Raw genomic sequence first — 25255 nt, forward strand, 5'->3', positions numbered from 1 at the left:
CCTATCATGAACCAGACCTCCCTGATCTGCGGATCGCTCGCCATCGACTTCATCATGCAGCACGAAGGCCGCTTCTCCGACAGCCTGCTGGCCGACCAGCTGCATAAAGTGAACGTCTCGTTCCTGGTGCCGACCATGCGCACCGAGTTCGGCGGCTGCTCCGGCAACATCGCCTACAACCTGAAAATGCTGGGCGGCGAAGGCCGCATCGTCGGCGTCATGGGCCAGGACAGCGGCCCTTACCTGGCGCGCCTGCAGAAGCTGGGCATCTCGACGGCCAACATCCTGGTCAAGGGCGACGCCTACACGGCGCAGTGCTTCGTCACGGCCGACATCGAGAACAACCAGATCAACGCCTTCCACCCGGGCGCGATGTCGTTCGCGCACGAGAACCCCGTGGCCAGCGCCGGCCCGGCGCGGGTGGCCATCATTTCGCCGGACGGTCACCTGGGCATGCTCAAGCACGCCGACGACCTGGCCGCGCTGGAGATCCCCTTCATGTTCGACCCGGGCCAGCAGATGCCGATGTTCGACGGCGCGCAGCTGATCGCCTTCATCGACAAGGCCACCTACGTCACCTGCAACGACTACGAGATCGAGCTGCTGATGACCAAGACCGGCTTGACCCTGGACGACATCGCCGGCCGCCTGGAGGCGCTGATCGTCACGCGCGGCGAGCAGGGTTCGGAGATCTACACGGGCGGCAAGCGCATCGACATCCCGGCCGTGGCGGCCGAGGCGGTGCTGGACCCGACCGGCTGCGGCGACGCCTACCGCGCCGGCCTGCTGTACGGCATCACGCACGATCTGGGCTGGGAAACCACCGGCCGCCTGGCCAGCTTGCTGGGCGCGATCAAGATCGCCCACAAGGGCGCGCAGAACCACGTGCTGACGACGGCGCAGATCGCCGACCGCTTCGAGGCGGCCTTCGGCTACCGTTACTAAAAAAAATGGCGGATTACGCGCGCGTGGACTCGGCGTCCCCCGCTAACCCGCCTACGCGGCCGGTGCCGCGCATATATCGGGCGGGTTAGCCGTAGGCGTAACCCGCCATTTTTTATCGGCCGAACAACATGCCCAGCACCAGCTGGGCGATCTGCAGCAGGATCAAGGCCACCAGCAGCGACAGGTCCAGGTTGCCCACCAGCGGCACCACCTTGCGCAGGGGACGCAGCAGCGGCTCGTTCAAGGCCCTGATAAAGGGCGCCAGCGGCGCGTGCGGGTTGACCCAGCTGAAGATGGCCTCGATCACCAGCAAGGCCATGAAGCCGTACAGTATCCATTGCAGGAAGCGGTGCAGCGCCGACAGCAGCACGGCCTGCCACGGGACGCCGGCAAAGAACAGCACCGAAGTGGCCAGGAACACGATCAGGAAGGCACCGATCAGGCTGGCCCAGTCATAGCCGCCCATACCGGGGACCACCCGGCGCAGGGGACGCACCAGCCAGTCGGATAATTGGAAAGTGAATTGCGCCACCGACGTCGGCGGGCGCACGCGGATGGCCTGCATCCAGAAACGTAACAACAGGACGGCGCCGAGCAAACCGGCGATGGTGTCCACAATCAGCATGACAATACTAAACACGAGCTCTCCCCAGAAAAAAACCGCTGTGTGATTGTCTCACACAGCGGCCTGGCCTCATAAGGCTACCTACGACTCAGCTCAGGAAGGGCGCGTGCTGGTCGGGAACGGCCATGCTGCGGCCGGAGCCAGCACGGTCTTGGCTGCTGGCGCGGCTGCCGGTGCGGCGGCCGGTTTCGCTGCTTCCTTCTTAGGTGCTGCTGCCTTCTTCGGCGCTGGCTTTTTCGCTGCCGGAGCGGCAACTACTGGAGCTGCGGCCGGAGCGGCAACAACAGGGGCAGCTGCCGGCGCGGCAACTGCCTTAACCGCCTTTTTTGCTGCTGGCTTGGCGACGCCTTTCGCCGCAGGCTTGGCTGCTGCGTTAACGGCTGGCTTGGCGGCTGGCTTGGCGGCTGGCTTCGCAGCAGGTTTTGCCGCTGGTTTGGCTGCTGCTTTGGCCGCAGGTTTCGCTGCAGGCTTGGCTGCGGCTTTGGCTGCAGGTTTCGCTGCAGGTTTCGCAGCTGCTTTCTTGGCAGCCGGTTTGGCTGCTGCTTTAGCGGCTGGCTTGGCGGCAGGTTTGGCAGCAGCTTTCTTCGCTGCTGGCTTGGCAGCAGGTTTAGCTGCTTTCTTGGCTGCTGGTTTAGCTGCAGCTTTCTTGGCGGCTGGTTTGGCGGCGGCTTTCTTAGCAGCTGGCTTGGCTGTCGCTTTTTTCGCTGCCGGTTTGGCGGCTGCTTTCTTCGCGGCCGGCTTCACCGCTGCTTTAGCTGCTGGCTTAGCTGCCGGCTTGGCTGCTGCTTTCTTCGCAGCCGGTTTAGCTGCTGGCTTGGCGCCCGACTTGGCAGTCGAGCCTTTTTTAGCTACTGGCTTCGCTGCGGCTTTCTTTGCTGCCGGCTTGGCCGCTGGTTTCGCTGCAGCTTTCTTCGCTACTGGCTTGGCTGCTGCTTTGGCAGCTGGCTTGGCTGCCGCCTTGGCTGCTGGTTTTGCCGCTGGCTTCGCTGCAGCTTTCTTCGCTGCCGGCTTGGCCGCCGGTTTGGCCGCTGGCTTGGCCGCAGCTTTCACCACTGGCTTGGCTGCCGGTTTGGCGACGGCCTTCTTAGCGACTGGTTTGGCAGCGGCTGCTTTAGCCGCTGGCTTCTTAACTTCCTTCTTTACTTCTTTTTTTGCTGTAGCCATTTTGGTCTCTCCTTCATCTAGAGATGAGAATTTACGCACAAGATTTAAACCCGTCCGGCCCCATGGCCAGGCGAATTATTCATCGGCGCAAACACGGGTTTGCGCTAATGAATTCGGCACCAGCTGAACTGCTGCAACTCCTCACGTCTGCAGCGCTTCAGCCCCTGACATCGCCGTTCGATGGAACGGCCGACGTACTAAATCTTGTTGCGATGTTCGCGGGTCGCGGGCGTGCGCTCAGCTCCGGTCTTCCACATCGCAGCCACATCACGTTTTGTTTTTCAAAGAAAAAACCGCCCGGCCTGAGTCGATCTCAGGCAAGGCGGCGATGAAAAAACTGTGTGGTCTTGTGCATACTCGTGCGTGTTCGTATCCCATTTTGTTGATCGTTTTGCGGGTGCGTGCGCTTCAAAAATCCGCACTAAAAAAATCACGCAAATTCAATCTCGTAAATTACACGAAAACCTTGTCGGTGCGCAACCGGCACAACTGACTTTCGCACGCTTTTTTGCACGATACGCGTGCTAACGCACATTAGTTCACCAAATGGAGGCGATGCGCGGCACATCCGGTGCGTGCAGAGCGCGTGTGCGAAGCGCGCGGTGCGTGATGAGAACGCGCGATGAAGTGGCCGCGCGGCGCGGCGATCGCGCCGCGCTCACGACGATGCGCGCCTGCGTTTTGCGCGCTCGAAAAATTCAAACAGCAGCATGCCCGCGACCATCGCGGCGACGAACACGAGCGCCTTCATCTGGCCCGCGCCGAGCGAGACAATGGCCGGTCCCGGACAGAAACCGGCGACGCCCCAACCGATGCCGAACAGCACACCGCCGACGACGAGGCGGCGGTCGATGACCCGCGAAACCGGCAGCCTGAACTCGGCGCCGAGCAAGGAAGCCTTGCGCCTGCTGGCGGTCTGGAACGCGACCAGGCCGACGGCGATCGCGCCGGCCATGACGAAGGCGAGCGAAGGATCCCACTTGCCGGCCAGGTCGAGGAAGCCGAGCACCTTCGCCGGGTTCGCCATGCCGGACAAGATGAGGCCAACACCGAACACCAGGCCGGCGGCAAACGCTGTGAATACATACATGCTTATCTCCTTACAGCGCGAGCAGGTGGCGCGCGACATAGACGGTGAGGAAGCCGGCCGACATGAAGGCGAGCGTGGCGGCGGCGGAGCGCGGCGACAGGCGCGAGAGCCCGCACACGCCATGTCCGCTGGTGCAGCCGGCGCCGTAACGCGTGCCGACACCGACCAGCAAACCGGCCATGATCAGCGCGCCGTAGTCCGCGTCGATGCGCGTGGCGGGCAGCGCGGAAAACAACAACCAGGCCGACGGCGCGGCCATCAGGCCGACGACAAAGGCGGCGCGCCACGCGACGTCGCCGCGCGCGGGCGCGAGCAGTCCGGCGACGATGCCGCTGATGCCGGCGATGCGTCCGTTGAAGAGCAGCAGCAGCGCGGCAGCGAGGCCGATCAGGGCGCCGCCGGCAAGCGCGGCGAGCGGTGTGAAGTGGGGCAAGTCGATGGTCATGAAGCTTCCTTGGTTGATTCAGCGCGCGCCGAATTGCTGTTGCACCCAGTGCCGCAGCACGGTGGTGGCGGGCCGCGCCGACGCGCGCGGACTATATACGAGATCGTAACGGAAACTCTCGAGCGACAGTTCAAAAGGCTGCACCAGTACGCCGGCCGCCAGCTCTTCCTCGACCAAGGTGAGGCTGAGCAGGCCGATGCCCTGGCCCGCGATGGTGGCCTGCACCGCATGCAGCTCCTCGCTGAACGAGAGGCCGGTGTCGGCGTCGACGCCGGCCGCGCCCGCGCTGGCCAGCCACTGGCGCCAGCCGACCGCGCGCTCGTCGCCTCGCACCGCGTCGCCCCACTCGAAGTGGATCAACGTCGCCTTGCGCAATTCGCGCATGCTTCTTATATTGAGGAGAGGACTGCACACGGGTGCGAAGCGGTCCTCGAACAGATGCTCGACCAGCAGGCCGGGATAAAGGCCGCTGCCGTAGCGCACCGCCACATCCGCGTCCGCGTCCAGGTCGACCAGTTCGTTCGACGCGTCGAGCCTCAGCGTCCAATCCGGATAGCCATCGCGGAAGGAACCGGCGCGGGTGGCGAGGCGGCGCGCCATGAAGGCGACCGTCGACGACAGCCTTGCCACCTGCCCGCCCTGGACCCGCATCAACTGCCCGATGGCGCGCTCGATGCTGTCGAAGCCGTCGCGCAGCGTCGGAAACAGCTGGCGTCCGGCCGGCGTGAGCGACACCCGGCGCGGCCCGCGCTCGAACAGCTCGACGCCGATGGACTGCTCCAGGTGTTTGATCTGGTGGCTGACGGCGGTCGGCGTCACGTTCAATTCCTCGGCGGCGTCCTTGAAGCTCAGGCGCCGCGCGGCCGCCTCGAAGACCCGCAATGCGCTCAGCGCAGGTAAGTTCCGCATGATGGTGATGGCTTAGTTTTTCTCATCTGTTAGCTGAAAAATGATCGTTTGCCGTACTGGTACGGCGTTCGCATACTGTGCTTAGCTTGATTCTAACTCAACCATCGAAGGGAGCACACCATGCAGCTTGAACAGATCCATACCCGGCCGGACCCGTACGCGCCCTATCTGCTGTCGCAAGCCATCCGGGCCGGAGGTCTGGTGTACGTGTCCGGCCAGGCCGGCGTGGGCGACGACGGTGCCATCGTCGGCGCTGGCGGTTTCGACGCGCAGGCCGCGCAGGCGTTCCGCAACCTGGAGCGCGCGCTGCTGGCCGGCGGCTCGGACATGCGCCACGTCATCAAGGTGACGATCTACCTGACGTCGATGCGGCACTTCCCCAAGATCGTCGAACTGCGGCGGCAGTGGTTCGCCCCGCCCTACCCGGCCGACACTATTGTCGAGGTCTCTGCGCTCTACTCGCCGGACGCGATGATAGAGATCGAGGCCATCGCGGCGGTGGCTAGTGCAGCGAGCTTGGAATGAAACCTTCGGCGGCCAGCGCCTTGACGACGCCGCGCAGCAGGTAGTTGTTGTTGAAGGACAGGGAGTACTGACGTGAGCAGCCTGACCACCCTGGTAGTGGATGTGCTCGACCAGGCTGAGAGTAGTCTGCAAGGCGGCGCTCATGGTGCATTCGGCTGCCGCCATTGTTTCGATAGGGGATGGCGCCACCGGACGGTTTTCCAGTTCGCGCCGCAGCTTGGCGGACACACCCTGTTCTTTTCACCGTGCAAGCGCACCCAAAGGTCGCGCCAGCCGCCGGTCTCGCATCCGATGGCGCCGGCGCAAGGAAGTTGCGCCTAGCGGCGACGGCGCATCAAGCCCAGCAGCGCCAGGCCGGCGGCCACGATGGCCAGCGATCCCGGTTCCGGAACGGTGGCGGCGGGCAGGCCCGGCGCTTGCACCGGCGCCAGGCTGGCGAGCGCATCGCGGCTGAACAGGGTGAGGTTGGAATAGTCGGCGTACTGTCCGCCGTTGTTGAAGATGTTTAAGTCCCAGCCGCCGGTGATGGTGGCGCCGGCACCGATCAGCTGGTTATCGAACAGCCACGCTCCACTGCCGTTCCCCGCGTGCATGGCAAATACCAGGTCCAGCACAAGGTCCTGCGCCGCGTCGTTGTTGGTGACGCTCCAGCTGCCGTGGCGCGCGTCCGTCTTGTTGAACACCATGGTCAACGCCGGCTTGCCGCCCACGGTGGTCAAGGTGGTGCCATTGCCCGCCGACGCGCCGAATTTGGACAGCAAGCTCCAACTGCCTTCGCCGTAGGGACTGAAGGCCGTCTGGAAGCCGGCAGTGTTGCCCTTGCCGCCCTTCTGCGGATTGACGCCGCTGGCGTACTGGAAATAGTCGGAGGAGGCGCCGCCGAGCGTGATATCGCTTACGGCGGCCGTGCCGATCAGGCCGGCATGGGCGGCGGTGGCGAGGGTGAGTGCAGCGGCGGCGAGGCCGCCACGCAATGCGTAAGCCATTGCAGTTCCTGTTCAGAAGAGGTGTGATCTAGTGGACACTGGTGCGGGATGGAGCTGCCACTATCGATGACGGCAGTCCGGGACTGCATCAGGCCAAATGCTACCTTAAATCTTATTCATTGGAAACTAATATTTATAAATGATAACATATTCGTCCGTGGTGACGCTTTTCTCAGCGCCGCTCCCGCGCGCACCGTGCGGACGAAAAAAAACCCGGCAGTGCCGGGCTTCTTGCTACGCAGACAACGATCAGTCCCAGTTCAAGGCGCCGCCGGTCTGGTATTCGGTGACGCGGGTCTCGAAGAAGTTGCGTTCCTTCTTCATGTCTATCATCTCGCTCATCCACGGGAACGGATTCTCGGGCTGGTCGAACAGGGTCTCCAGGCCGATCTGCTGCGCGCGGCGGTTGGCGATGAAGCGCAGGTAGCCCTTGAACATGGCCGCGTTCAGGCCCAGCACGCCGCGTGGCATGGTGTCCTCGGCGTAGGCGTATTCCAGCTCCACGGCCTGCATGAACAGGCCCTTGATCTCCTCGCGGAAGGCAGGCGTCCACAGCAGCGGGTTTTCCATCTTGATCGTGTTGATCAGGTCGATGCCGAAATTGCAATGCATGGACTCGTCGCGCAGGATGTACTGGTACTGCTCGGCGGCGCCCATCATCTTGTTCTGGCGGCCCAGCGCCAGGATCTGGGTGAAGCCGACGTAGAAGAACAGGCCTTCCATCAGGCAGGCGAACACGATCAGCGATTTCAGCAGCTTCTGGTCGTTTTCCACGGTGCCGGTGGTAAAGGCCGGGTCGGTCAGCGTGTTAATGAACGGAATCAGGAACTCGTCCTTGTCGCGGATCGACTTCACTTCGTTATAGGCGTTGAAGATTTCCTGCTCGTCCAGGCCCAGCGACTCCACGATGTACTGGTAGGCGTGGGTATGGATGGCTTCCTCGAAGGCCTGGCGCAGCAGGTACTGGCGGCATTCCGGCGCCGTGATGTGGCGGTAGGTGCCCAGCACGATGTTGTTGGCGGCCAGCGAGTCGGCGGTGACGAAGAAGCCCAGGTTGCGTTTCACCAGGCGGCGTTCGTCTTCGGTCAGGCCGTTCGGGTTCTTCCACAGCTCGATGTCGCGCTGCATGTTTACTTCCTGCGGCATCCAGTGGTTGGCGCAGCCGGCCAGGTATTTGTCCCATGCCCATTTGTATTTGAACGGCACCAGCTGGTTGACGTCGGTCTTGCCGTTGATGATGCGCTTGTCGTCGGCGTTGACGCGGCGGGCGATCTGCTCGGCGGTGACGTCGGCGGCGATGGGTGCTTGGGGGTGTGCGGCGGGCGCCGCGGCTTCTTCGTCCCAGGACAGCATGATATTTCCTTCGATTGTTTGACAGGTGGCGCAGCAACTGGCGGATTACGCGGCCTTGCCGCTAACCCGCCCTACGCGGATGTATACATTGTAGACCGTAGGGCGGGTCAGGCGGCGCCAGCCGCCGTAACCCGCCATCGCCAACTTACTGGCAGGCTTCGCATTCCTCGAAACCGTCGTCTCCGGGACGCAGGTAGCAGGCGGCGCCGTCTTCCTCGGCGGCGGCTGCAGCAACCGGTGCGGGCGCAGCAGCCGCGATCGCGCTGGCCGACATGCCGCCGTCCACGGCCACTGCGTTCAGCGCGCCGGTCTTGGAGGTCGATTTCTCCATGTGCGTCGCGGCAATGGTGCGCAGGTAGTAGGTGGTCTTCAGGCCGCGCAGCCAGGCCAGCTTGTAGGTCTCGTCGAGCTTCTTGCCCGAGGCGCCGGCCATGTAAATGTTCAGCGACTGGGCCTGGTCGATCCATTTCTGGCGGCGCGAGGCGGCTTCCACCAGCCAGGTCGGCGACACTTCGAAGGCGGTGGCGTAGATGTCGCGCAGGTCTTGCGGCACGCGGTCGATCTTCACCAGGGAACCGTCGAAGTATTTCAGGTCGGCGATCATGACCTCGTCCCACAGGCCGCGCGCCTTCAGGTCGCGCACCAGGTAGGAGTTGATCTCGGTGAACTCGCCCGACAGGTTGGACTTCACGTACAGGTTCTGGAAGGTCGGTTCGATGCAGGCCGACACGCCGATGATGTTCGAAATGGTCGCGGTCGGGGCGATCGCCACGCAGTTCGAGTTGCGCATGCCGAACTTGGCAATGCGCTCGCGCACCGGGGTCCAGTCCATGGCCGCCGAACGGTCCTGCTCCAGGTAGCCGCCGCGCTCTTCGGCCAGTAGCGCGATCGAGTCCTGCGGCAGGATGCCGCGGTCCCACAGCGAACCCTTGTACGATTCATAATGGCCGCGTTCCTCGGCCAGTTCGGTCGAGGCCAGGTAGGCGTAGTAGCACACCGCTTCCATCGAGGTGTCGGCGAAGGCCACGCAGGCGTCCGACGAGAACGGCACGCGCATCATGTGCAGGCAGTCCTGGAAGCCCATCACGCCCAGGCCGACCGGACGGTGGCGCATATTGGCGTTGCGGGCCTTGTCGACCGCGTAGTAGTTGATGTCGATTACGTTGTCGAGCATGCGCATCGCGGTGCGGATGGTCTTCTGCAGCTTCACGTGGTCCAGCTTGCCCTCTTTCATGTGGGCCGGCAGGTTGACCGAGCCGAGGTTGCACACGGCGATCTCGTCCGGGCCGGTGTTCAGCGTGATCTCGGTGCACAGGTTGGACGAGTGCACCACGCCCACGTGCGACTGCGGCGAGCGGATGTTGCACGGGTCCTTGAAGGTGATCCATGGATGGCCGGTTTCGAACAGCATCGACAGCATCTTGCGCCACAGGTCGAGCGCGGCGATCTTCTTGAACACGCGGATTTCGCCGGCGGCGGCCTTGGCTTCGTAGCCCAGGTAAGCTTGTTCGAAGGCCTTGCCGACCTTGTCGTGCAGGTCCGGCGTCTCGGACGGCGAGAACAGGGTCCAGTCGCCCTTTTCCATCACGCGCTTCATGAACATGTCCGGGATCCAGTTGGCGGTGTTCATGTCGTGGGTGCGGCGGCGGTCGTCGCCGGTGTTCTTGCGCAGGTCGAGGAATTCCTCGATGTCCATGTGCCAGGTTTCCAGGTAGGCGCACACCGCGCCCTTGCGCTTGCCGCCCTGGTTGACCGCGACGGCGGTGTCGTTGACCACTTTCAGGAACGGCACCACGCCTTGCGATTTGCCGTTGGTGCCCTTGATGTGGGCGCCCAGCGCGCGCACCGGGGTCCAGTCGTTGCCCAGGCCGCCGGCGAACTTGGCCAGCAGCGCGTTTTCCTTGATGGCGTCGTAGATGCCTTCCAGGTCGTCCGACACGGTGGTCAGGTAGCACGAGGACAGCTGCGAGCGCAGGGTGCCCGAGTTGAACAGGGTCGGCGTGGACGACATGAAGTCGAAGGTCGACAGCAGGTTGTAGAACTCGATGGCGCGCGCTTCGCGGTTCTCTTCGCGCAGCGACAGGCCCATGGCCACGCGCATGTAGAAGGCCTGCGGCATTTCGATGCGCACTTCGCGCACGTGCAGGAAGTAGCGGTCGTACAAGGTCTGCAGGCCGATGTAGCCGAACTGCAGGTCGCGGTCGGCGACCAGGGCCTTGGCCAGCTTGGCCAGGTCGTAATTGGCCAGCTCGGCGTCGAGCAGCTCGTTCGCTATGCCCTTGGCGATGTATTGCGGGAAATAGGTCAGGTATTCGGCGGCGGCCTTGGCCTGCGGCACCTCGTGGCCGAACACTTCCTTGCGGATGGTGTGCAGCAGGATGCGGGCCGTCACTTGCGAGTAGGCCGGGTCTTTTTCCATCAGCGCGCGGGCGGCCAGGATGGCGGACTTGTGCAATTCCTCGACCGGCACGCCGTCGTACAGGTTCTTGACGGTCTCGGCCAGGATGGCGTCGGCGTCGACGTGCTTTTCCAGGCCGGAGCAGGCCGCGTTGATCAGGTCGCGCACTTCCTGCATCACCAGCGGACGGCGCACGCCGTTTTCGGTCACGCTCAGCTCGGGTTCGGCGGCGAGGCCCTGGGTGTCCTTCTTGGCGCGGCGCTCTTCCATGTGCTTGGCGCGGTACAGCACGTAGGCGCGCGCGACGTCGTGCTGGCCGGAGCGCATCAGCGCCAGTTCGACCTGGTCCTGCACGTCCTCGATATGGAAGGTGCCGCCCGATGGCTGGCGGCGCACCAGCGCCGACACCACGCCGTTGGTCAACTCTTCGACGATCTCACGCACGCTGGCGGAAGCAGCGCTCTGGCCGCCGTGCACGGCCAAAAAGGCCTTGGTCATCGCGACTTGGATCTTGGAAGGTTCAAACGCCACGACCGCGCCGTTGCGGCGGATGATGCGGTAATCGCCCAGTGCACTTGCAGCTGCGGTCGAGGTGGTTGGGGCACCCGAAGTAGGCGCTGGTGGCACAGGCATAACGCCAGAGTCATGTGTAGATTGCATTTAACCTCCAAATCTAGCAGCGTGCACCGCTGTGATTAGTTGTATTTTAAGAAAGACAAATAAATACAGCCAACTAGTTGCGTAATTGGCTGTGTTGATAGTGAATATGGTACGTCTGCTCTCAAGAAAATTAGTGTGGGAAACAATTCTATTTCACTACATTTAGTTGGCCCAGCGGGGCTCTATACTAATTCTAGTTGCCAAGCATGGCAAGACCATATATTTTTTTCTCTTTCTGGCTTGACATTTCTAGAGGTCAAATGGGAAGCGCGCTTGCCGGTTAGCGGCTACTAACGGACCGATCTTTTTCAAAAAATCAGCATGCAAATTAGCCAATTTTTCCCAGTCAAAACTAGGGCCCGGATCGGTTTTGCGGCCGGGCGCGATATGCTCGTGGCCTACAATATCCCGCAAGGGATAGCGTTTTTGCAATGCCGCCGCCAAGTCCGCCAGCACGGTGTACTGCACTGGCGTAAACGCAACATTGTCGGAACCTTCAAGCTCGACGCCGACCGAAAAATCGTTGCAGTTGTCGCGTCCCCGGAACGACGAGGTGCCGGCGTGCCAGGCCCTGTCGTTGCAAGAAACATATTGCAGCAGGCGGCCGTCGCGCCGCACAAAAAAGTGCGCCGACACTTCCAGCCCGCGCAGGTCGGCGAACGACGGGTCAGCATTATAGTCTACCCGGGCCGTGAACAGGTCCGACACGTGCGGCCCGCCGAAGCGCCCGGCAGGCAGGCTGATATTGTGCACCACCAGCAGCTCGACCTCGGCGCCGGGCGGGCGCGAGTTGTAGTTGGGCGAGTCGTAGCGGGCGGCGCCGGCGCACCAGCCGTCCTCCCCTACTATATAGAGCGCGCTCACGCCTCCGGCTCCTGGATGTTCAGCTTTTGCATCTGGTAGCGCAACTGGCGGAAGCTGATGCCCAGCAGGCTGGCGGCCTGGGTGCGGTTGAACTGGGTCTGCGCCAGCGCGCGCAGGATGATGTCGCGCTCGACCTGGGCCAGGTAGCCCGGCAGGTCGCTGGGCAGGGTGTCGGGCGCCGGCGGCTGTGGCGCTGGCTGTGACGTTGGCTGTGACGTTGGCTGTGATGCTGGCGGTGTATGGACCGCAGCGGCGGACCGTCCCGCCTCCGCGGCGGTCCGGCGATCCGGAATGACAGGCGCCGGCGGCACGACCGGGAGCGGTGTCTGGCTCGGCACGGCGGCATCAGCGTCGCCCTGCCGCTCCCGCGCAAGCGGGACTGCCCGGCGGTCCGGGCCATGCTGAGCCGGCTCCGTCTCGCCCCGCAAGTCCGCCGGCGGCGGCACATAGCCCGGCGGCATCTCGGCGCTGCGCGCGCCCTTCAGCGCCAGGTCGCGCACCTCGATCACGCCGTCGTTGGCGAAGGCCAGCGCGCGTTCCAGGATATTCTCCAGCTCGCGCACATTGCCCGGGAAGGCGTAGCCGCGCAGCGCCTCCAGCACACCCGGCCCGAGCGCGATCTTCTGCTCGAAGGTGCCCAGCCGGGCCAGGATGGCGTCGGTCAGCACGCCCAGGTCGTCGAGCCGCTCGCGCAGCGGCGGCAGGCTCAGCTCGATCACGTTGAGGCGGTAGAACAAGTCCTGCCGGAACTGGCCCAGCTCGACCAGCCGCTCGAGGTTCTTGTGGGTGGCGCTGACGATGCGCACGTCGACCGGCTCCTCGGCGGTGGCGCCGATCTTGCGCACGCGCCGCTCCTGGATCGCGCGCAGCAGCTTGACCTGCATCGCCAGCGGCAGGTCGGCCACCTCGTCGAGCAGCAGGGTGCCGCCGTTGGCGGCCTGGAAGAAGCCGTCGCGCTCGTCGGCCGCGCCGGTGAAGGCGCCCTTGCGGTAGCCGAAGAACTCGGCCTCCATCAGCGCCTCGGGGATGGCGCCGCAGTTGACGGCCACGAAGGGCTTGCCGGCGCGCGAACTCTGCGCGTGGATCTCGCGCGCGGCCAGCTCCTTGCCGCTGCCGGACTCGCCGTTGATGGCGATCGGCGCCATCGAGCGCGCCAGGCGGGCGATCTGCGCGCGCAGCGCCTGGATCACGGCCGACTCGCCCTTCAGGCCGCTGGCCTGGGACGATGCGCCGGGCGCCGGGCCGGCGGCCGGCGCGTTCAGGCGCAGCGCCGACTGCACCATCACGCGCAGCTGGTCCAGCGCCACCGGTTTGCTGATATAGTCGAAAGCGCCCGCCTTCAGCGCCACCACCGCGTTGTCGGCGCTGCCGTAGGCGGTCACCACCGCGATCGGCGTGTTGCGGCAGGCCGCCGACACTTCGCGCACCAGCTCGAGCCCGAGGCCGTCGGGCAGGCGCATGTCGGTCAGCACCAGCGCGTAGGGCGAGGCCGCCTCCGCCATGCGCGCCAGGTGGCCGCGCGCCTGGGCCAGGTTTTCGGCGCTGTCGACGTCCAGGCCCATCTTGAGCAAGGTGATTTCCAGCAGCTCGCGCAGGTCGGCTTCATCGTCGACGACCAGCACGCGCGGGGAACTGCGGGGAGAACTCATGGTGCGTCCTTCTTCTGATAGGGAATCACGGGCCCGGCATGCCGGCCGGCCGGGCAAACGTGATGACGAAACGGCCGCTCGACTTGCGGCTGCCGTCGGCCTGGACCTGGGCGTCGAAACGGTACTCGTAGTCCAGCATGGCCTCGTTATTCAAGCACAATTCGCGCGCCAGATACAGGCCCAGGCCCGTGCCCTTGCTCGATGTTGTATAAAAGGGCTCGAACAAATGGGCCCGCACCCCGGGCGAGATGCCGGGGCCGTCGTCCTGCACGTGCAGCTCCAGGCCGCGGCCCTTGCCGCCGACCACGAACAAACGGATGCTGGCCGGCCCGCCGCTGGCGTAGCGCACCGCGTTGTTCATCAGGTTGAGCACCACCTCGCGCAGGTGCAGCGGGTCGAAGCGCACCAGGGCCGGGCCGGCCGGCTCGCGCCGCACGATGCCGGCGGCCAGCGCGTGCGTGTCCTGGAACTCGGCCACCAGCTCGGCCAGGAAACCGTCCAGCGCCAGCGGCTCGCCGTGCGGCTGCACCTTGCGCGACAGCTGCAGGATGTCCTCGACCATGCGGTTCACGCGCGCCACGTTGTCGCCGACGATCTTGAGCAGGCGCGTGTGCACCGGCGCGGCCAGGTCCTCGCTCAGCAGCGAGGTGGCGTGGGCGATGGCCGACAGCGGGTTGCGCACCTCGTGCGCGATGCTGGCCGTCAGCCGCCCCATCGAGGCCAGCTTCAGTTGCTGCGCCTGGTTCTCGATGGCGGTCACGTCCTGCAGGAAGATCACGCTGCGCTCGACGCCCAGGCCGTCGGTCTCGACCGCCGCGAAGCGCACACGCAAGTGCGCGGCCAGGTCGCGCCGCGCGCTCCAGGCCGCCGTCGTCTCCTGCAGCGCCGGATCGGTGTAGGGCTTGATGGTGAGCAAGGCGGTGGCGCGCGCCGGGTCGGCCAGCCAGTCGCGGTGGGCTTGCGCCAGCGGCGCCAGCGCCGGCGCCGAGCCCAGGTCGAGCCGCATCTCGGCGCCGGCCATGCCCAGCATCTGCTGCGCCGCCGGGTTGCCGGCGTGCACCTGGCCGTCCGCGTCCAGCACCACGATGCCGTCGCTCATGTGCGACATCACCAGGCGGTTGACCGACTGCTGCACGTGGATCTCGGCGCCGCGCCGCACCGCCAGCTCCTCCTGGCCGATCAGCTTGGCGGCCATGCGGTTGACCACCAGCACCGCGGCCAGGAAGGCGCCGCCGAACAAGCCGGCCTGCAAGGTGGTGCTGTCGCCGTCCTGGGTGAAGATCTGCCAGGCGCTGTGGCCCAGCAGGAACAGCGCCACCAGCGAGGCCGAGAACAGCGCCAGCAGCAGCGGCGCCAGGATGGCCATGCCGGCCAGCGGGAACAGGTAGAGGATGGCCAGCCCGCTGCGCAAGCCGCCGGCGCCCGCGTACAGCAGCGAGATGACAGCCAGGTCGCAGGCGATCTGGGTCAGCAGCTGCAGCAGGAAGCGGCGGCGCGTGCGCGCGGCGGCGGCGAAGCCCAGCGCCAGCAGCAAATAGGCGATGCAGACCGGGGCGTAGCCGATGCCGCCGGCCGCGCGCAGGCTGCGGCTGTCCACGCTCAGATAGGCCAGCAGCACCAGCGCGATCACCACCCGCGTCGCGTTCAGCGTCTGCAGCGAGCGCCAGAAGGTGTCGCGCGACTCGGGCGTCAGCGCAGCGAGGCGGAAGCCCACCTCAGGACGCCGCGGGGGGGGCCGGGGCCCGGGCGTGGCCCTCGCAGCAGTAGTCGCGTCCGTCGCGCCGCACGGCCTCGGAGGCGGGGAAGAACACGCCGCAGTGGGCGCAGCCGAGCATGGTTTCGGCCTCGGCCACGGCGGCCGCGCGGGCCTGGGCCTGCGGCGAGCGGGCTTGCGCCTGCGCCTGGGCGGCGGCGGCCGCCGCGCGCTCGGCGGCCACGCGCTCGGCGTGGCGCCGCGGGTCGTCGCGCATGTGCTGCTCGCGCGCCGCGGCGCGCAGCTTGCTGCGGATGGCGGCCACCACCAGGAAAGCGAGCGCCAGCCAGAACAACAATCGTGTCATGCCATACCCCGATGCAAAACCACTTCAAGGACGAACCGGCTGCCGACATAGGCCAGCAGCAGGGTCGCGAAACCGGCCAAGGTGAAGCCGAGCGCGGTCTTGCCGCGCCAGCCGCGGAAATGGCGGCCGGCCAGCAGCGCGGCAAACAGCAGCCACGACAGCAGCGTAAACACCGACTTGTGCTCCCACTTCAGCGCCTTGCCGAACAATTCTTCCGAAAACACGATGCCCGACAGCACCGTCAGGCTGAGCAGGACGAAGCCGAAGGCGATCAGGCGGAACAGCAGCTTTTCCATGGTCAGCAGCGCCGGCAGCTGGTCCAGCGCGGCGCTGAAGAAGGTGGCGCGCCCGCCGCGCGTGTGCAGGCGCGACTCCTGCAGCGCCATCAGCACGGCGTGGAAGGCGGCGATGGTCAGGGTGGCGTAGGCCAGGGTGGCGATGGCGATATGCCAGCCCAGCATGGGCGCGCCGCCGCCGAGGGCGACCAGGGCGCCGGGGAACAGCGCCTGCAGCGCCACCGCCAGCGCCGCCGGCGGCATGACGATGCGGCGCAGGCCGTCGAGCGAGAAGTTGCGGTTCTCCAGCCAGTAGGCGCCGACCGAGATCCACAGCGCGGCCGACAGCATGGCGGCGAAGCCGATGCGCAGCGAGCCGGGCCCGACCACGCCGAACCACAGGCCGGCGCCATGCAGCAGCCAGGCCGCGGCGGTGGCGGCCGAGATCAGCGCGGCCCGGCGCGGCGGCAGGACGGCACAAAGGACATACAGCAACGCGGCTGCGATCAGAAAATAAGTCTGCATGGAGGAAGAGTTTACACTATCGCCGAAGCTGGGGTCAGGCCTGCATTCGTGCATTCGGCAAATGCCGAATGCACGAATGCAGGCCTGACCCCAGCAATTAGTCCACCGCCGCCATGCGCAGCTCGTCGTTGTGGTGGCGCTGCTGCTCCTCCATCACCAGCATGCCCAGTTCGCGCTTGAGGGCGTTGAACTCGGGCGCGGCCGGGTCGCGCCCGCGCGGCAGTTCGACCAGCAGGTCGCGCTTGACGGTGCCGGGCCGGTAGGTCATGACCACGATGCGGTCGGCCATATAGATGGCTTCCTCGATGCTGTGGGTGACGAAAATAATGGTCTTCTTCAGTTCGGACCAGATGCGCAGCAGCTCGTCCTGCAGGTTGCGCCGGGTCAGCGCGTCGAGCGCGCCGAACGGTTCGTCCATCAGCATGATGGGCGAATCGAGCGCCAGCACGCGCGCGATCGCCACCCGCTGGCGCATGCCGCCCGACAAGTCCTTCGGAAAACGGTTGCGGAAGTCGCCCAGCGACAGCATGGCCAGCAGCCGCGCCACGGTGGCCTCGATGTCGGCCTTGGGCAAGCCCTTGATCTGCAGCCCGAAGCCGATGTTGTCGGCCACCGTCATCCACGGGAACAGCGCATACTCCTGGAACACCATGCCGCGCTCGGGGCCGGGCCCGGCCACGGGCCTGCCGTCGGCGACGATGCTGCCGCTGCTGGGCGGCGCGAAGCCGGCCACCGCGTTGAGCAGGGTGGACTTGCCGCAGCCGGACGGCCCCAGCAGGCAGACGAACTGCCCCTGCGGGATGGTCAGGTTGATGTCCTTGAGCGCCACCACGTCGCGCTCGGCGGTCTGGAAGACCTTGCCGACGCCGCTAATGACTATGTGTTCCATCAATTCTCCAGGCCGCGGTGCCAGCGCAGCAAATGGTTGTTCAGGCGGTTCATGCCGACATCGATCGCCAGCCCCAGCATGCCGATGGTGATCATGCCGGCGATGATCTTGTCGGACCAGAAATACTCGCGCGCCTCCAGGATGCGGAAGCCCAGGCCGTTGTTGACGGCGATCATCTCGGAGACGATGACGACGATGAAGGCGGTGCCGATGCCGATGCGCACGCCCGACAGGATGTAGGGCACGGCGGCCGGCAGCATCACGCGGACAAACATGGTGGAACCGGAGGCGCCCAGGTTGCGCGCGGCCCGGATATAGATGTTGTCGACCTGGCGCACGCCGGCGATGGTGTTCATCAGCACGGGGAAGAAGGCGCCCAGCGCGATCAGGAACACGGCCGGCGGGTTGCCCAGGCCGAACCACAGGATGGACAGCGGGATGTAGGCGATGGGCGGAATCGGCCGCAGCAGCTGGACCAGCGGGTTCATCCACGCGTACACGCGCGGGCTGGCCCCCATCACCAGGCCCAGCGGCAAAGCCAGGCCGGCGCCGATGGCGAAGCCGACCACCACCCGGTACAAGCTGCCCAGCGAATCGCCGATCAGCTCGCCCGACAGCGCCCAGGCCAGCCAGTTGCCGCCGGCGTAGGGCTGCATCGGCAGCAGGTAGGCGATCCACTTCTCGACCACCGCCAGCGGCGAGGGCAGCACCTGCGGGTTGACCCAGCCCAGCATCGCCACCGCCTGCCAGACGGCGATCACCACGGCCGGCACCACCATGCCGACGCCCACTTCGCGCCAATCGATTTTTGCCATGCACCCTCCCCGGGCTGAGTTGACGGCTTATTTGACGTTCAGGCTTTTCTTGGCCGCGTCCAGCAGGTCGGTCTTGACCCAGTCCTTGGCCAGCGGCGGCTTGGCCATCTTGCCCACGCCGGTCTTCACCATCACGTCGGTGGTGATCTGGATGTGCTCGGGCGAGATGTCGTAGGAGTAGGGCGAATTGCTGATCGCGTCCTGAAAGTCGTCGCTGCTGATCTGGCCCTTGAACACCACGTCGCGCACATATTTTTCGGCCACGGCCGGCTGGTCGATGAAGGTCTTGGTGGCCTCGACGAAGCAGCGCATGAACTTCTCGGCCAGCGGGCGGCGCTCCTTGTAGAATTTCTCCGTCATCACCATGGTGCGGATCGGCTCGCCGATCGGGGTGTCGTAGGGCTTGAGGATCTCGCTGCCGAAGCCCTTGTTGAGCGCCTGCGAGGATTGCGGCTCGGACTGCATCATGGCGTCGATGTTCTTGCCTAGCAGCGCCTGGTTCAGATCGGCATAGGCCAGGAAGATCAGCTGCACGTCCTTGCCCGGCTGGTCCGACACGGTCAGGCCGGCCTGCTGCAGCTCGGCCAGCAGCAGCACCTCCTGGATGCCGCCGCGCGTGACGCCGACCTTCCTGCCCTTCAAGTCCTTGACCGACTTCAGCTTCAGGTCGGCGCGCCCCACCAGGCGGGCGCCGCCCTTGGCGAAGCCGGCCACCACCACGATGGGGGCGCCGCCGGCGCGGCCGGAAATGGCGGCCTCGGAGGCGGTGGTGCCGACGTCGAGTTCACCGGCGATGATGGCCTGCATCACGTCCAGGCCCTTGGCGAACATGTGCTCCTCGACCTTGATGCCGCACTTGGGGGCGATCTCCTTGATATAGGACACCGCGCCGTAGTGGGCGAACTTCAGGTTGCCCAGCCTGACCACTTCCTGGGCCTGGGCCGGCATCAGCGCCGCGCCCGCCATGACCAGTACCGCCGATGCCACCACCTTGCCGAACGAATTCAGTTTCATGCAGTCTCTCTCCTCAGTAGTCCTGGCCGGCGGCCATCGATATTGTGCCTAGATCATACCAAGCAACATTATGAAAAACAGCAAATATTATTGCCGCCCCGCGCGCCACGCAGCCGCGCGCGCCCGGCGCCGTGGCGCGGCGCCGCGTTTCCGCGCCGCCCGGATAAGGTAAAATGCTTGTCCTTGCCGGCGCCCTGCCGGCTCACGCATTCTATATAGTAGGCTGACCATGCTAGACAATCTGACTCAACGCCTCGCCAAGGTCGTCAAGACCATGCGCGGCGAGGCGCGCCTGACCGAGGCCAACACCGCCGAGATGCTGCGCGAAGTGCGCATGGCGCTGCTCGAGGCCGACGTCGCCCTGCCCGCCGTGCGCGACTTCATCGCCAAGGTCAAGGAAAAAGCCATGGGCGAGGAAGTGCTGTCCTCGCTGTCGCCGGGCCAGGCCCTGGTAGGCGTGGTGCAGCGCGAGCTGGCCGCCCTGATGGGCGCGGACCTGGGGCCGGAAGCGTCGCAGCTGTCCTTCGCGCAGCAGCCGCCCGCCATCATCCTGATGGCCGGCCTGCAGGGCGTGGGCAAGACCACCACGGTCGGCAAGCTGGCAAAGTACTTGAAGGAAGAGAAGAAGAAGAAAGTGCTGACCGTGTCGGCCGACGTCTACCGTCCGGCCGCGATCGCCCAGCTGCAATCGGTGACCGGCCAGGTCGGCGCCGACTTCTTCCCCTCCACCGCGCAGGACAAGCCGGTCGACATCGCGCTGGCCGCGCTGGACTGGGCCAAGAAGCACTACCACGACGTGCTCATCATCGACACCGCCGGCCGCCTCGGCATCGACGAGGAGATGATGCGCGAGATCGCCGCCGTGCACGCGGCCGTGAAGCCGATCGAAACCCTGTTCGTGGTCGACGCCATGCTGGGCCAGGACGCCATCAACACGGCCAAGGCCTTCAACGACGCGCTGCCGCTGACCGGCATCGTGCTCACCAAGCTGGACGGCGACTCGCGCGGCGGCGCCGCGCTGTCGGTGCGCCACGTGACGGGCAAGCCGATCAAGTTCGCCGGCGTGTCCGAGAAGCTCGACGGGCTGGAGGCCTTCGACGCGGCGCGCATGGCCAGCCGCGTGCTGGGCATGGGCGACATCATGGCCCTGGTGGAAGAGGCGCGCAAGGGCGTCGACACCAAGGCGGCGGCCGACCTGGCGGCCAAGGTCAAGTCGGGCGGCAAGTTCGACATGAACGACTTCAAGGCGCAGCTGGGCCAGATGAAGAAGATGGGCGGCATGGCCAGCCTGGTCGACAAGCTGCCGGCGCAGTTCCAGCAGGCCGCCGGCGGCGCCAATATGGACCAGGCCGACAAGCAGGTGCGGCGCATGGTCGGCATCATCGACTCGATGACCAAGGCCGAACGCGCCAAGCCGGAGCTGATCAAGGCCACCCGCAAGCGCCGCATCGCGGCCGGCGCCGGCGTGCAGGTGCAGGAAGTAAACCGCATGCTGAACCAGTTCGAACAGATGCAGACCATGATGAAAAAGCTCTCCGGCGGCGGCATGATGAAGATGATGCGCTCGATGAAGGGCATGATGCCGGGCCTGCGCTAAGCCGCTCCCCCGTCCTGGAAAGCCGGCCGCGCGCCGGCTTTTTTATCGCCATTTTTCCCTATGGCGCCGCGCGGACCCAGCGTTGGCGGGCTTTACGTGGCGTTTCCGAGAAAAAACACGAAAAACACTTGCATAGTCGGCAAATCCCCACCAATATTAGCCGTGCGATTGAATTGCGCAACTTTTCCCTGTGTTCGTTAAGGAGGCTCGAATATGGCAACAGCCAAGAAAACCCCAGCAGCACCAGCAAAGAAAGCAGCAGTAGCAGCGAAACCTGCCGCGGCCAAGAAAGCAGCTCCGGCCAAAACCGCCGCCGCCAAACCAGCCGCAGCGAAAAAAGCAGCAGCGCCGCGCAAGCCCAACGCCGCCTTCATGAAGGAACTGACGCCGTCGGCATCGCTGGCCGCCGTGGTAGGCGCAGCCCCGCTGCCACGCACCGAGGTGACCAAGAAAGTCTGGGACTACATCAAGAAGCTCGATCTGCAGGACGCGGCCAATCGTCGCATGATCAACGCGGACGACAAGCTCAAAGCTGTTTTCGGCGGCAAAGCCCAAGTGTCCATGTTCGAAATGACCAAGCTGATCTCCGATCATCTGAAATAAGAGCCTGCGCGTTGCGCAGCGCACAGCAAAGCCCCCGTCGCACACGCGGCCGGGGCCTTTTTTTCGTCCGCCGTTCCTGCCGCCACGCCTAGAAGCCGAAGGCCGCCTTCATCAATTCGAACACCCTGGTGTTTTCCATGGTGCCCTTGAAGGCCTGCGCGCCGGCGCCCGTGGCGTACAGCTTGACGTCGCCGCCGCCGTGCGTCTCGCCCTTGAGGCGGATGCCGGTCTCCTGGCGGTAATGGTCGCCCAGCGCGGTGTCGCTGGCGACGTCGGCGCGCGCGCTGGGGCGGTTCGGACCGTTGCCGAAGGCGAGCGCCGTGTAGGTGTGGCCGTCGGCGTCGCGTGCCGGGCTGCCGTCCGCGCCGCGCACGATGTCCAGTATCGGATTGCCGCGCCGCGCGGTGCCGTTGAAGGCCAGCGTGTGGTCGTGGTCCGCCGTGACGACGATGAGCGTGTTGCGCAAGCCCGGGTCGAGCAGCTGCATGCGGTCGATCGCGGTCTGGACGGCGTCGTCGAAGGCCACGAGATCGACCAGCGCGTGCTTGGCGTTCGAGTCGTGCAGGCCGTGGTCGATCTTGCCGCCCTCCACCATCAGGAAGAAGCCTTCGGGCCTGGCCGACAGCAGCGCGATGGCCTTGGACGTCATCTCCGACAGCGAAGGCTGCGTGGCCGCCTCCCCCTTCGGATTGTGCGCGGCGCGTTCCAGCTCGTAGGCCAGGTGGTCGTCCTTCGAATACAGGCCGACGAACTTGCGGCCCGGCCTGGCTTCGGCCATCTGCGCCTTGTCGGTGGCGACGGCGTAGCCGCGCGCGGCCAGTTCGGCCAGCAGGTCGCGGCCGTCGGCGCGGCCCTTGGGGTTGCCGGCCCCGTAGGGGGTGAAGTGGTGGCGGCCGCCGCCCATCAGGACGTCCAGGCCGTCGCCCAGCGCCGGGTTGTAGCCGGCGCCGCCCGGCACCGCCTGCGCCGCGATGGCGTAGCCGCTGCTGCGGTGGCAGCTGTGCGCATAGGTCGACGCCGGCGTGGCGTGGGTCGCCTCGGTGGTGCTGACGGCGCCGACCGCCTTGCCGTGCGCCTTGGCCAGTTCCAGTATCGTGACGGCGGCGCGGCCGTTGGACGCGGCGCAGGTGTCCACCGTCAGGTTGCCGTGCGCGTCCTTCTTCGGCATGCTGGCCCTGGTGTCCGACGACATAGCGATCACTTCGTTCTGGATCTTGATGCCGGTCATATAGGAACCCATGGACGGCGCGCTGTCGGTGGTCTGCGCGTCCTGCGAATAGGTCTTGATGCGGGCTACGCGCTCCAGGCGCTCGAACTTGAGCAAGCCCTCTTCGCGGTACTGGTAGATGCGCGCGGCGGTGATGGCGGTCGGGCCCATGCCGTCGCCGAGGAAGAAGATAACGTTCTTCGCTTCGGCGGCGCAGGCGGCGACGTTGCAGGAGGCGGCCAGCAGCAGGCCGGCGAAGGTGAGCGGGTTGGCGATGTAGTTCATGTCTTCTTTCCTTACCAGCCGGCCGCGTTCATGATCAAGGTGTGCACCTGCGTGTTCTCCAACGTGCCCTTGAAGTCGGCCGCGCGCGCGCCGACGGCGCCGAGGTAGACGTCGGTGCCGCCGTTGCTGGTGGCGCCTGGCGCCATACGCACCGTCGCCTCCTGGCGGTAGTTCGGCTCCGTCACGATGGCGTCGCTCAGCAAGGAACCGCCCGCGCGGCTGCCGTTGACGCGATTGACACCGTTGCCGTAGCCGATGATGGTGTAGGGGACGTCGTCCAGGTCCTTGTAATAGCTGCCGTCCGTGTACTTGCGCACCAGGCCCAGCACGCCCGGTTCGGTGGCGGTGGTCTTGCCGGTGCGGATAGAGTAGCCGTTCAGGACCAGAGTGCTGTCGCTGCTGGCGGTCATGACGATCAGCGTGCGCTTCAGGCCGGGGTCGATCGCGCGCATCTTGTCGATGGCGGTTTGCAGCGCGCTGTCCAGCGCTACGGTTTCGTCCAGCGCGCGGCGCGCGGTGGAGGCGCGCTGGGCCTGGCCTATCAGGCCGTTGCCCACGACGAGGAAGAAACCCTTGCCGCTGCCGGCCAGCAGGTCGATGGCGGCGGCCGTCATCTGCGGCAGCGACGGCGGGCCGCCCGCAGCTGCCGGCGCGGCACCGGCAGTGCTGGCAGCTGCGGCGGTGCTGGCCGCGGCGGCGGTGCCCGGCGCCGCCGGCGCGCTAGCGACACCGCTGAAAATGCCGAATACACGGTGGCCCGCAAGCGGTGCCGAATAGGACGGTTGGGACGGTGTCGTCGATCCGGCCGATCTGGCCGGTGCGGCCGGTGCGGCGGGCGCGGTCGCTGCGGCGACGGCCGTAGCAGCCGGTGCGGCTGAGGCGGCGGTTGCGGCCGATGCCCGCGCCAACGCCATCAGCGCGGCGGCGTCGGCCGCCTGTACATAACCTTGCTTGCGCAATTCGGCCAGCAGGTCGCGGCCGTCGGCGCGCTTGTTGAAATACTGCCCGCCGCCGCCCAGCACGACGTCCAGGCCGCCCACCAGCTGTTCGTTGTAGCCGGCGCCGTCCGGCACCAGCGCCGCCGCGATGTCCTCGCTGCGCGAGGCTTGGCAGGCGTGGGCATAGCCGGCAGCGGTCAACGGATCGGTGACGCTGGCCGCATTTACCACGCCGGCCGACCAGCCGCGCTTGCGCGCAGCCTCCAGCAAGGTGAGCGGCACGCGCGGCGCGGCAAAGCCGCCGGACGCGGCGGGCGCGGCGGCGGGCCCGGCCGTCATCGTGCGCGCGCCTGCCGGTGCGCAGCCCGTCATCGCCAAGTGTCCGTTGCTGGTTTTCACGCCCGTCATGTAGGCCGACATGGCCGCAGCCGTGTCGGTGACCTGCATGTCGTTGGAATAGGTTTTCACGTAGGCCGACTCCGGCAGCGTATCGATGGCCAGGTCGCCGGACTCGCCGACGGCGTAATTGCGCGCGGCGGTCAGCGTGTTGAAGCCCATGCCGTCGCCGACGATGAAGATGATGTGCTTGAGGGACTGCGATGTGGGCGGCATGGCCGGCGGCAAGGGGACGCCGGCTTGCGGGACGGACGGTGTTCCCGGGCCGGCGCAACCGGCCAGTAGCGTGACAATCGCGGCAATGCCGGCCGCAGCATGAATCCGATATTCCATAGCCCACCTTCGTGTCGCAAAGGCAACCATCTTATCTGAAATTATGTGTCCCGGAGTGCCATTCCCATGGGAAGGGCGGCCGCTAAATCGGCGGGGTGTATTTCCAGTTGTTCCATGCCGTGAGCACGGCGTTCGGATAGTCGGGCCGGCCGCGCGAACCGTTGTAGCGGCCCAGCGCCAGGAACAGGTTGCCGCGCTCCATGTCGATGTACATGCGCAGTATCGCGCAGCCGTAGCGCAGATTGGTCTGCATATTGAACAGCTTGCGCCGGTCGCTGTCGCCGATCACATTGGTCCAGAACGGCATGACCTGCATATAGCCGCGCGCGCCCACCACCGACACGGCGTACTTGCGGTAGGCCGACTCCACCTGGATCAGGCCCAGCACCAGTCCCGGCTCCAGCCCGGCGCGGCGCGCCTCGTACCACGCGGTCTCGAGGAACTCGGTGCGCATCTGCTCGTCGGGCAGCTTGCGCTTGAGCCGCGCCGACATCTGCGCCAGCCACAGTTCGAAGCGCTGGCGTTCAGTGGCGTTGCTGAAGGAAGGCTTGGGCGGACGGGCGTCCAGGATGGCGTTCGACAGCGCCAGCCGCATGCTGTCGGCCAGCGCCTCCTCCTGCTGGTTGCCGGCGAAGCCGAACGGCGCGCTCAGCACGCCGGTCGAAAACGCCAGCACATGCCACCAGCGCAGCGGCAAGGCCCAGA

Annotated in this window: 23 protein-coding genes; 4 read left to right on the forward strand and 19 right to left on the reverse strand. The window is 65.9% G+C overall.

The window, feature by feature from the left end; all coding sequences use genetic code 11:
* Positions 1-6 precede the first annotated feature (6 nt).
* Positions 7-945 (forward strand): carbohydrate kinase family protein, encoded by a 939-nt coding sequence (locus tag ACSQ8Y_RS20130; protein ID WP_436268204.1) that lies wholly within the window; start codon positions 7-9, stop codon positions 943-945.
* 112 nt (positions 946-1057) lie between these two features.
* Here ACSQ8Y_RS20130 and ACSQ8Y_RS20135 read toward each other — a convergent pair whose 3' ends face one another.
* The 5 genes from ACSQ8Y_RS20135 to ACSQ8Y_RS20155 form a co-directional block, all read right to left on the reverse strand.
* Entirely contained in the window at positions 1058-1570 is a 513-nt protein-coding gene (locus tag ACSQ8Y_RS20135; protein ID WP_436269870.1) for a YggT family protein, read from the reverse strand.
* Between the two features lie 93 nt (positions 1571-1663).
* Positions 1664-2734: a transcriptional regulator gene (locus tag ACSQ8Y_RS20140; protein WP_436268205.1), complete on the reverse strand. Its 1071-nt coding sequence runs from the start codon at positions 2732-2734 to the stop codon at positions 1664-1666.
* Positions 2735-3392: 658 nt separating this feature from the next.
* Positions 3393-3824 (reverse strand): DUF6691 family protein, encoded by a 432-nt coding sequence (locus ACSQ8Y_RS20145; protein ID WP_436268206.1) that lies wholly within the window; start codon positions 3822-3824, stop codon positions 3393-3395.
* Between the two features lie 10 nt (positions 3825-3834).
* Positions 3835-4269 (reverse strand): YeeE/YedE family protein, encoded by a 435-nt coding sequence (locus ACSQ8Y_RS20150; RefSeq protein ID WP_436268207.1) that lies wholly within the window; start codon positions 4267-4269, stop codon positions 3835-3837.
* Positions 4270-4287: 18 nt separating this feature from the next.
* The gene (locus ACSQ8Y_RS20155) at positions 4288-5178 is read right to left on the reverse strand and encodes a LysR substrate-binding domain-containing protein (protein ID WP_436268208.1); all 891 of its coding nucleotides are present in this window, start codon (positions 5176-5178) and stop codon (positions 4288-4290) included.
* 120 nt (positions 5179-5298) lie between these two features.
* On the opposite strand from ACSQ8Y_RS20155, the gene ACSQ8Y_RS20160 reads away from it, so the two are divergent.
* Positions 5299-5703 carry a RidA family protein gene (locus ACSQ8Y_RS20160; RefSeq protein WP_436268209.1) on the forward strand — a complete coding sequence of 135 codons (405 nt, stop codon included), beginning with the start codon at positions 5299-5301 and terminating at the stop codon, positions 5701-5703.
* A gap of 317 nt (positions 5704-6020) precedes the next feature.
* On the opposite strand, the gene ACSQ8Y_RS20165 is transcribed toward ACSQ8Y_RS20160, so the two are convergent.
* The 11 genes from ACSQ8Y_RS20165 to ACSQ8Y_RS20215 form a co-directional block, all read right to left on the reverse strand.
* A complete protein-coding gene (locus ACSQ8Y_RS20165) occupies positions 6021-6689 on the reverse strand; it encodes a PEP-CTERM sorting domain-containing protein (protein ID WP_436268210.1) in 669 nt (222 codons plus the stop codon).
* 249 nt (positions 6690-6938) lie between these two features.
* Positions 6939-8042: a ribonucleotide-diphosphate reductase subunit beta gene (locus ACSQ8Y_RS20170; protein WP_436268211.1), complete on the reverse strand. Its 1104-nt coding sequence runs from the start codon at positions 8040-8042 to the stop codon at positions 6939-6941.
* A 145-nt stretch (positions 8043-8187) separates the two neighbouring features.
* A complete protein-coding gene (locus tag ACSQ8Y_RS20175) occupies positions 8188-11073 on the reverse strand; it encodes a ribonucleoside-diphosphate reductase subunit alpha (RefSeq protein ID WP_436268212.1) in 2886 nt (961 codons plus the stop codon).
* A 276-nt stretch (positions 11074-11349) separates the two neighbouring features.
* Positions 11350-11964, reverse strand: a complete 615-nt coding sequence (ampD, locus tag ACSQ8Y_RS20180) for a 1,6-anhydro-N-acetylmuramyl-L-alanine amidase AmpD (RefSeq protein WP_436268213.1) — start codon at positions 11962-11964, stop codon at positions 11350-11352.
* A complete protein-coding gene (locus tag ACSQ8Y_RS20185; RefSeq protein ID WP_436268214.1) occupies positions 11961-13613 on the reverse strand; it encodes a sigma-54-dependent transcriptional regulator in 1653 nt (550 codons plus the stop codon). Before ACSQ8Y_RS20185 ends, ampD begins: the two co-directional genes overlap by 4 nt.
* A gap of 25 nt (positions 13614-13638) precedes the next feature.
* Entirely contained in the window at positions 13639-15327 is a 1689-nt protein-coding gene (locus ACSQ8Y_RS20190; protein WP_436268215.1) for a sensor histidine kinase, read from the reverse strand.
* A 1-nt stretch (position 15328) separates the two neighbouring features.
* Positions 15329-15673 (reverse strand): PP0621 family protein, encoded by a 345-nt coding sequence (locus tag ACSQ8Y_RS20195; protein ID WP_436268216.1) that lies wholly within the window; start codon positions 15671-15673, stop codon positions 15329-15331.
* Positions 15670-16473: a cytochrome C assembly family protein gene (locus ACSQ8Y_RS20200; protein ID WP_436268217.1), complete on the reverse strand. Its 804-nt coding sequence runs from the start codon at positions 16471-16473 to the stop codon at positions 15670-15672. The genes ACSQ8Y_RS20195 and ACSQ8Y_RS20200 overlap by 4 nt, the downstream gene beginning before the upstream one ends.
* A gap of 97 nt (positions 16474-16570) precedes the next feature.
* Positions 16571-17362, reverse strand: a complete 792-nt coding sequence (locus tag ACSQ8Y_RS20205; protein ID WP_436268218.1) for an ABC transporter ATP-binding protein — start codon at positions 17360-17362, stop codon at positions 16571-16573.
* Positions 17362-18177, reverse strand: a complete 816-nt coding sequence (locus tag ACSQ8Y_RS20210; RefSeq protein WP_436268219.1) for an ABC transporter permease — start codon at positions 18175-18177, stop codon at positions 17362-17364. Before ACSQ8Y_RS20210 ends, ACSQ8Y_RS20205 begins: the two co-directional genes overlap by 1 nt.
* A 27-nt stretch (positions 18178-18204) precedes the next feature.
* Positions 18205-19191, reverse strand: a complete 987-nt coding sequence (locus tag ACSQ8Y_RS20215) for an ABC transporter substrate-binding protein (RefSeq protein WP_436268220.1) — start codon at positions 19189-19191, stop codon at positions 18205-18207.
* 229 nt (positions 19192-19420) lie between these two features.
* Here ACSQ8Y_RS20215 and ffh point away from each other — a divergent pair, with 229 nt between their 5' ends.
* Together ffh and ACSQ8Y_RS20225 are read left to right on the forward strand one after the other, a co-directional pair.
* Entirely contained in the window at positions 19421-20788 is a 1368-nt protein-coding gene (ffh, locus tag ACSQ8Y_RS20220) for a signal recognition particle protein (RefSeq protein ID WP_436268221.1), read from the forward strand.
* A 213-nt stretch (positions 20789-21001) separates the two neighbouring features.
* Complete coding sequence (locus ACSQ8Y_RS20225; protein ID WP_436268222.1) at positions 21002-21391, forward strand: SWIB/MDM2 domain-containing protein; 390 nt, start codon at positions 21002-21004, stop codon at positions 21389-21391.
* Between the two features lie 88 nt (positions 21392-21479).
* Here the strand turns inward: ACSQ8Y_RS20225 and ACSQ8Y_RS20230 are convergent, their stop codons facing one another.
* The 3 genes from ACSQ8Y_RS20230 to ACSQ8Y_RS20240 all read right to left on the reverse strand — a co-directional run bounded on the left by ACSQ8Y_RS20230 (position 21480) and on the right by ACSQ8Y_RS20240 (position 25241).
* Positions 21480-22883: an alkaline phosphatase gene (locus ACSQ8Y_RS20230; protein ID WP_436268223.1), complete on the reverse strand. Its 1404-nt coding sequence runs from the start codon at positions 22881-22883 to the stop codon at positions 21480-21482.
* 11 nt (positions 22884-22894) lie between these two features.
* The gene (locus ACSQ8Y_RS20235; RefSeq protein WP_436268224.1) at positions 22895-24550 is read right to left on the reverse strand and encodes an alkaline phosphatase; all 1656 of its coding nucleotides are present in this window, start codon (positions 24548-24550) and stop codon (positions 22895-22897) included.
* Positions 24551-24632: 82 nt separating this feature from the next.
* Positions 24633-25241: a lytic transglycosylase domain-containing protein gene (locus ACSQ8Y_RS20240; RefSeq protein WP_436269871.1), complete on the reverse strand. Its 609-nt coding sequence runs from the start codon at positions 25239-25241 to the stop codon at positions 24633-24635.
* Between the last annotated feature and the right edge of the window lie 14 nt (positions 25242-25255).

This window comes from Pseudoduganella sp. LjRoot289 (assembly GCF_964252925.1).
In the GTDB taxonomy this organism is placed as follows: Bacteria; Pseudomonadota; Gammaproteobacteria; order Burkholderiales; family Burkholderiaceae_D; genus Rugamonas.

Bases quoted from the DNA above. Each gene is read 5' to 3' on its own strand.
- ACSQ8Y_RS20130 (WP_436268204.1), top strand. From the start codon at position 7: ATGAACCAGACCTCCCTGATCTGCGGATCGCTCGCCATCGACTTCATC.
- ACSQ8Y_RS20135 (WP_436269870.1), bottom strand. From the start codon at position 1,570: ATGCTGATTGTGGACACCATCGCCGGTTTGCTCGGCGCCGTCCTGTTG.
- ACSQ8Y_RS20140 (WP_436268205.1), bottom strand. From the start codon at position 2,734: ATGGCTACAGCAAAAAAAGAAGTAAAGAAGGAAGTTAAGAAGCCAGCG.
- ACSQ8Y_RS20145 (WP_436268206.1), bottom strand. From the start codon at position 3,824: ATGTATGTATTCACAGCGTTTGCCGCCGGCCTGGTGTTCGGTGTTGGC.
- ACSQ8Y_RS20150 (WP_436268207.1), bottom strand. From the start codon at position 4,269: ATGACCATCGACTTGCCCCACTTCACACCGCTCGCCGCGCTTGCCGGC.
- ACSQ8Y_RS20155 (WP_436268208.1), bottom strand. From the start codon at position 5,178: ATGCGGAACTTACCTGCGCTGAGCGCATTGCGGGTCTTCGAGGCGGCC.
- ACSQ8Y_RS20160 (WP_436268209.1), top strand. From the start codon at position 5,299: ATGCAGCTTGAACAGATCCATACCCGGCCGGACCCGTACGCGCCCTAT.
- ACSQ8Y_RS20165 (WP_436268210.1), bottom strand. From the start codon at position 6,689: ATGGCTTACGCATTGCGTGGCGGCCTCGCCGCCGCTGCACTCACCCTC.
- ACSQ8Y_RS20170 (WP_436268211.1), bottom strand. From the start codon at position 8,042: ATGCTGTCCTGGGACGAAGAAGCCGCGGCGCCCGCCGCACACCCCCAA.
- ACSQ8Y_RS20175 (WP_436268212.1), bottom strand. From the start codon at position 11,073: ATGCCTGTGCCACCAGCGCCTACTTCGGGTGCCCCAACCACCTCGACC.
- ACSQ8Y_RS20185 (WP_436268214.1), bottom strand. From the start codon at position 13,613: ATGAGTTCTCCCCGCAGTTCCCCGCGCGTGCTGGTCGTCGACGATGAA.
- ACSQ8Y_RS20195 (WP_436268216.1), bottom strand. From the start codon at position 15,673: ATGACACGATTGTTGTTCTGGCTGGCGCTCGCTTTCCTGGTGGTGGCC.
- ACSQ8Y_RS20200 (WP_436268217.1), bottom strand. From the start codon at position 16,473: ATGCAGACTTATTTTCTGATCGCAGCCGCGTTGCTGTATGTCCTTTGT.
- ACSQ8Y_RS20205 (WP_436268218.1), bottom strand. From the start codon at position 17,362: ATGGAACACATAGTCATTAGCGGCGTCGGCAAGGTCTTCCAGACCGCC.
- ACSQ8Y_RS20210 (WP_436268219.1), bottom strand. From the start codon at position 18,177: ATGGCAAAAATCGATTGGCGCGAAGTGGGCGTCGGCATGGTGGTGCCG.
- ACSQ8Y_RS20215 (WP_436268220.1), bottom strand. From the start codon at position 19,191: ATGAAACTGAATTCGTTCGGCAAGGTGGTGGCATCGGCGGTACTGGTC.
- ffh (WP_436268221.1), top strand. From the start codon at position 19,421: ATGCTAGACAATCTGACTCAACGCCTCGCCAAGGTCGTCAAGACCATG.
- ACSQ8Y_RS20225 (WP_436268222.1), top strand. From the start codon at position 21,002: ATGGCAACAGCCAAGAAAACCCCAGCAGCACCAGCAAAGAAAGCAGCA.
- ACSQ8Y_RS20230 (WP_436268223.1), bottom strand. From the start codon at position 22,883: ATGAACTACATCGCCAACCCGCTCACCTTCGCCGGCCTGCTGCTGGCC.
- ACSQ8Y_RS20235 (WP_436268224.1), bottom strand. From the start codon at position 24,550: ATGGAATATCGGATTCATGCTGCGGCCGGCATTGCCGCGATTGTCACG.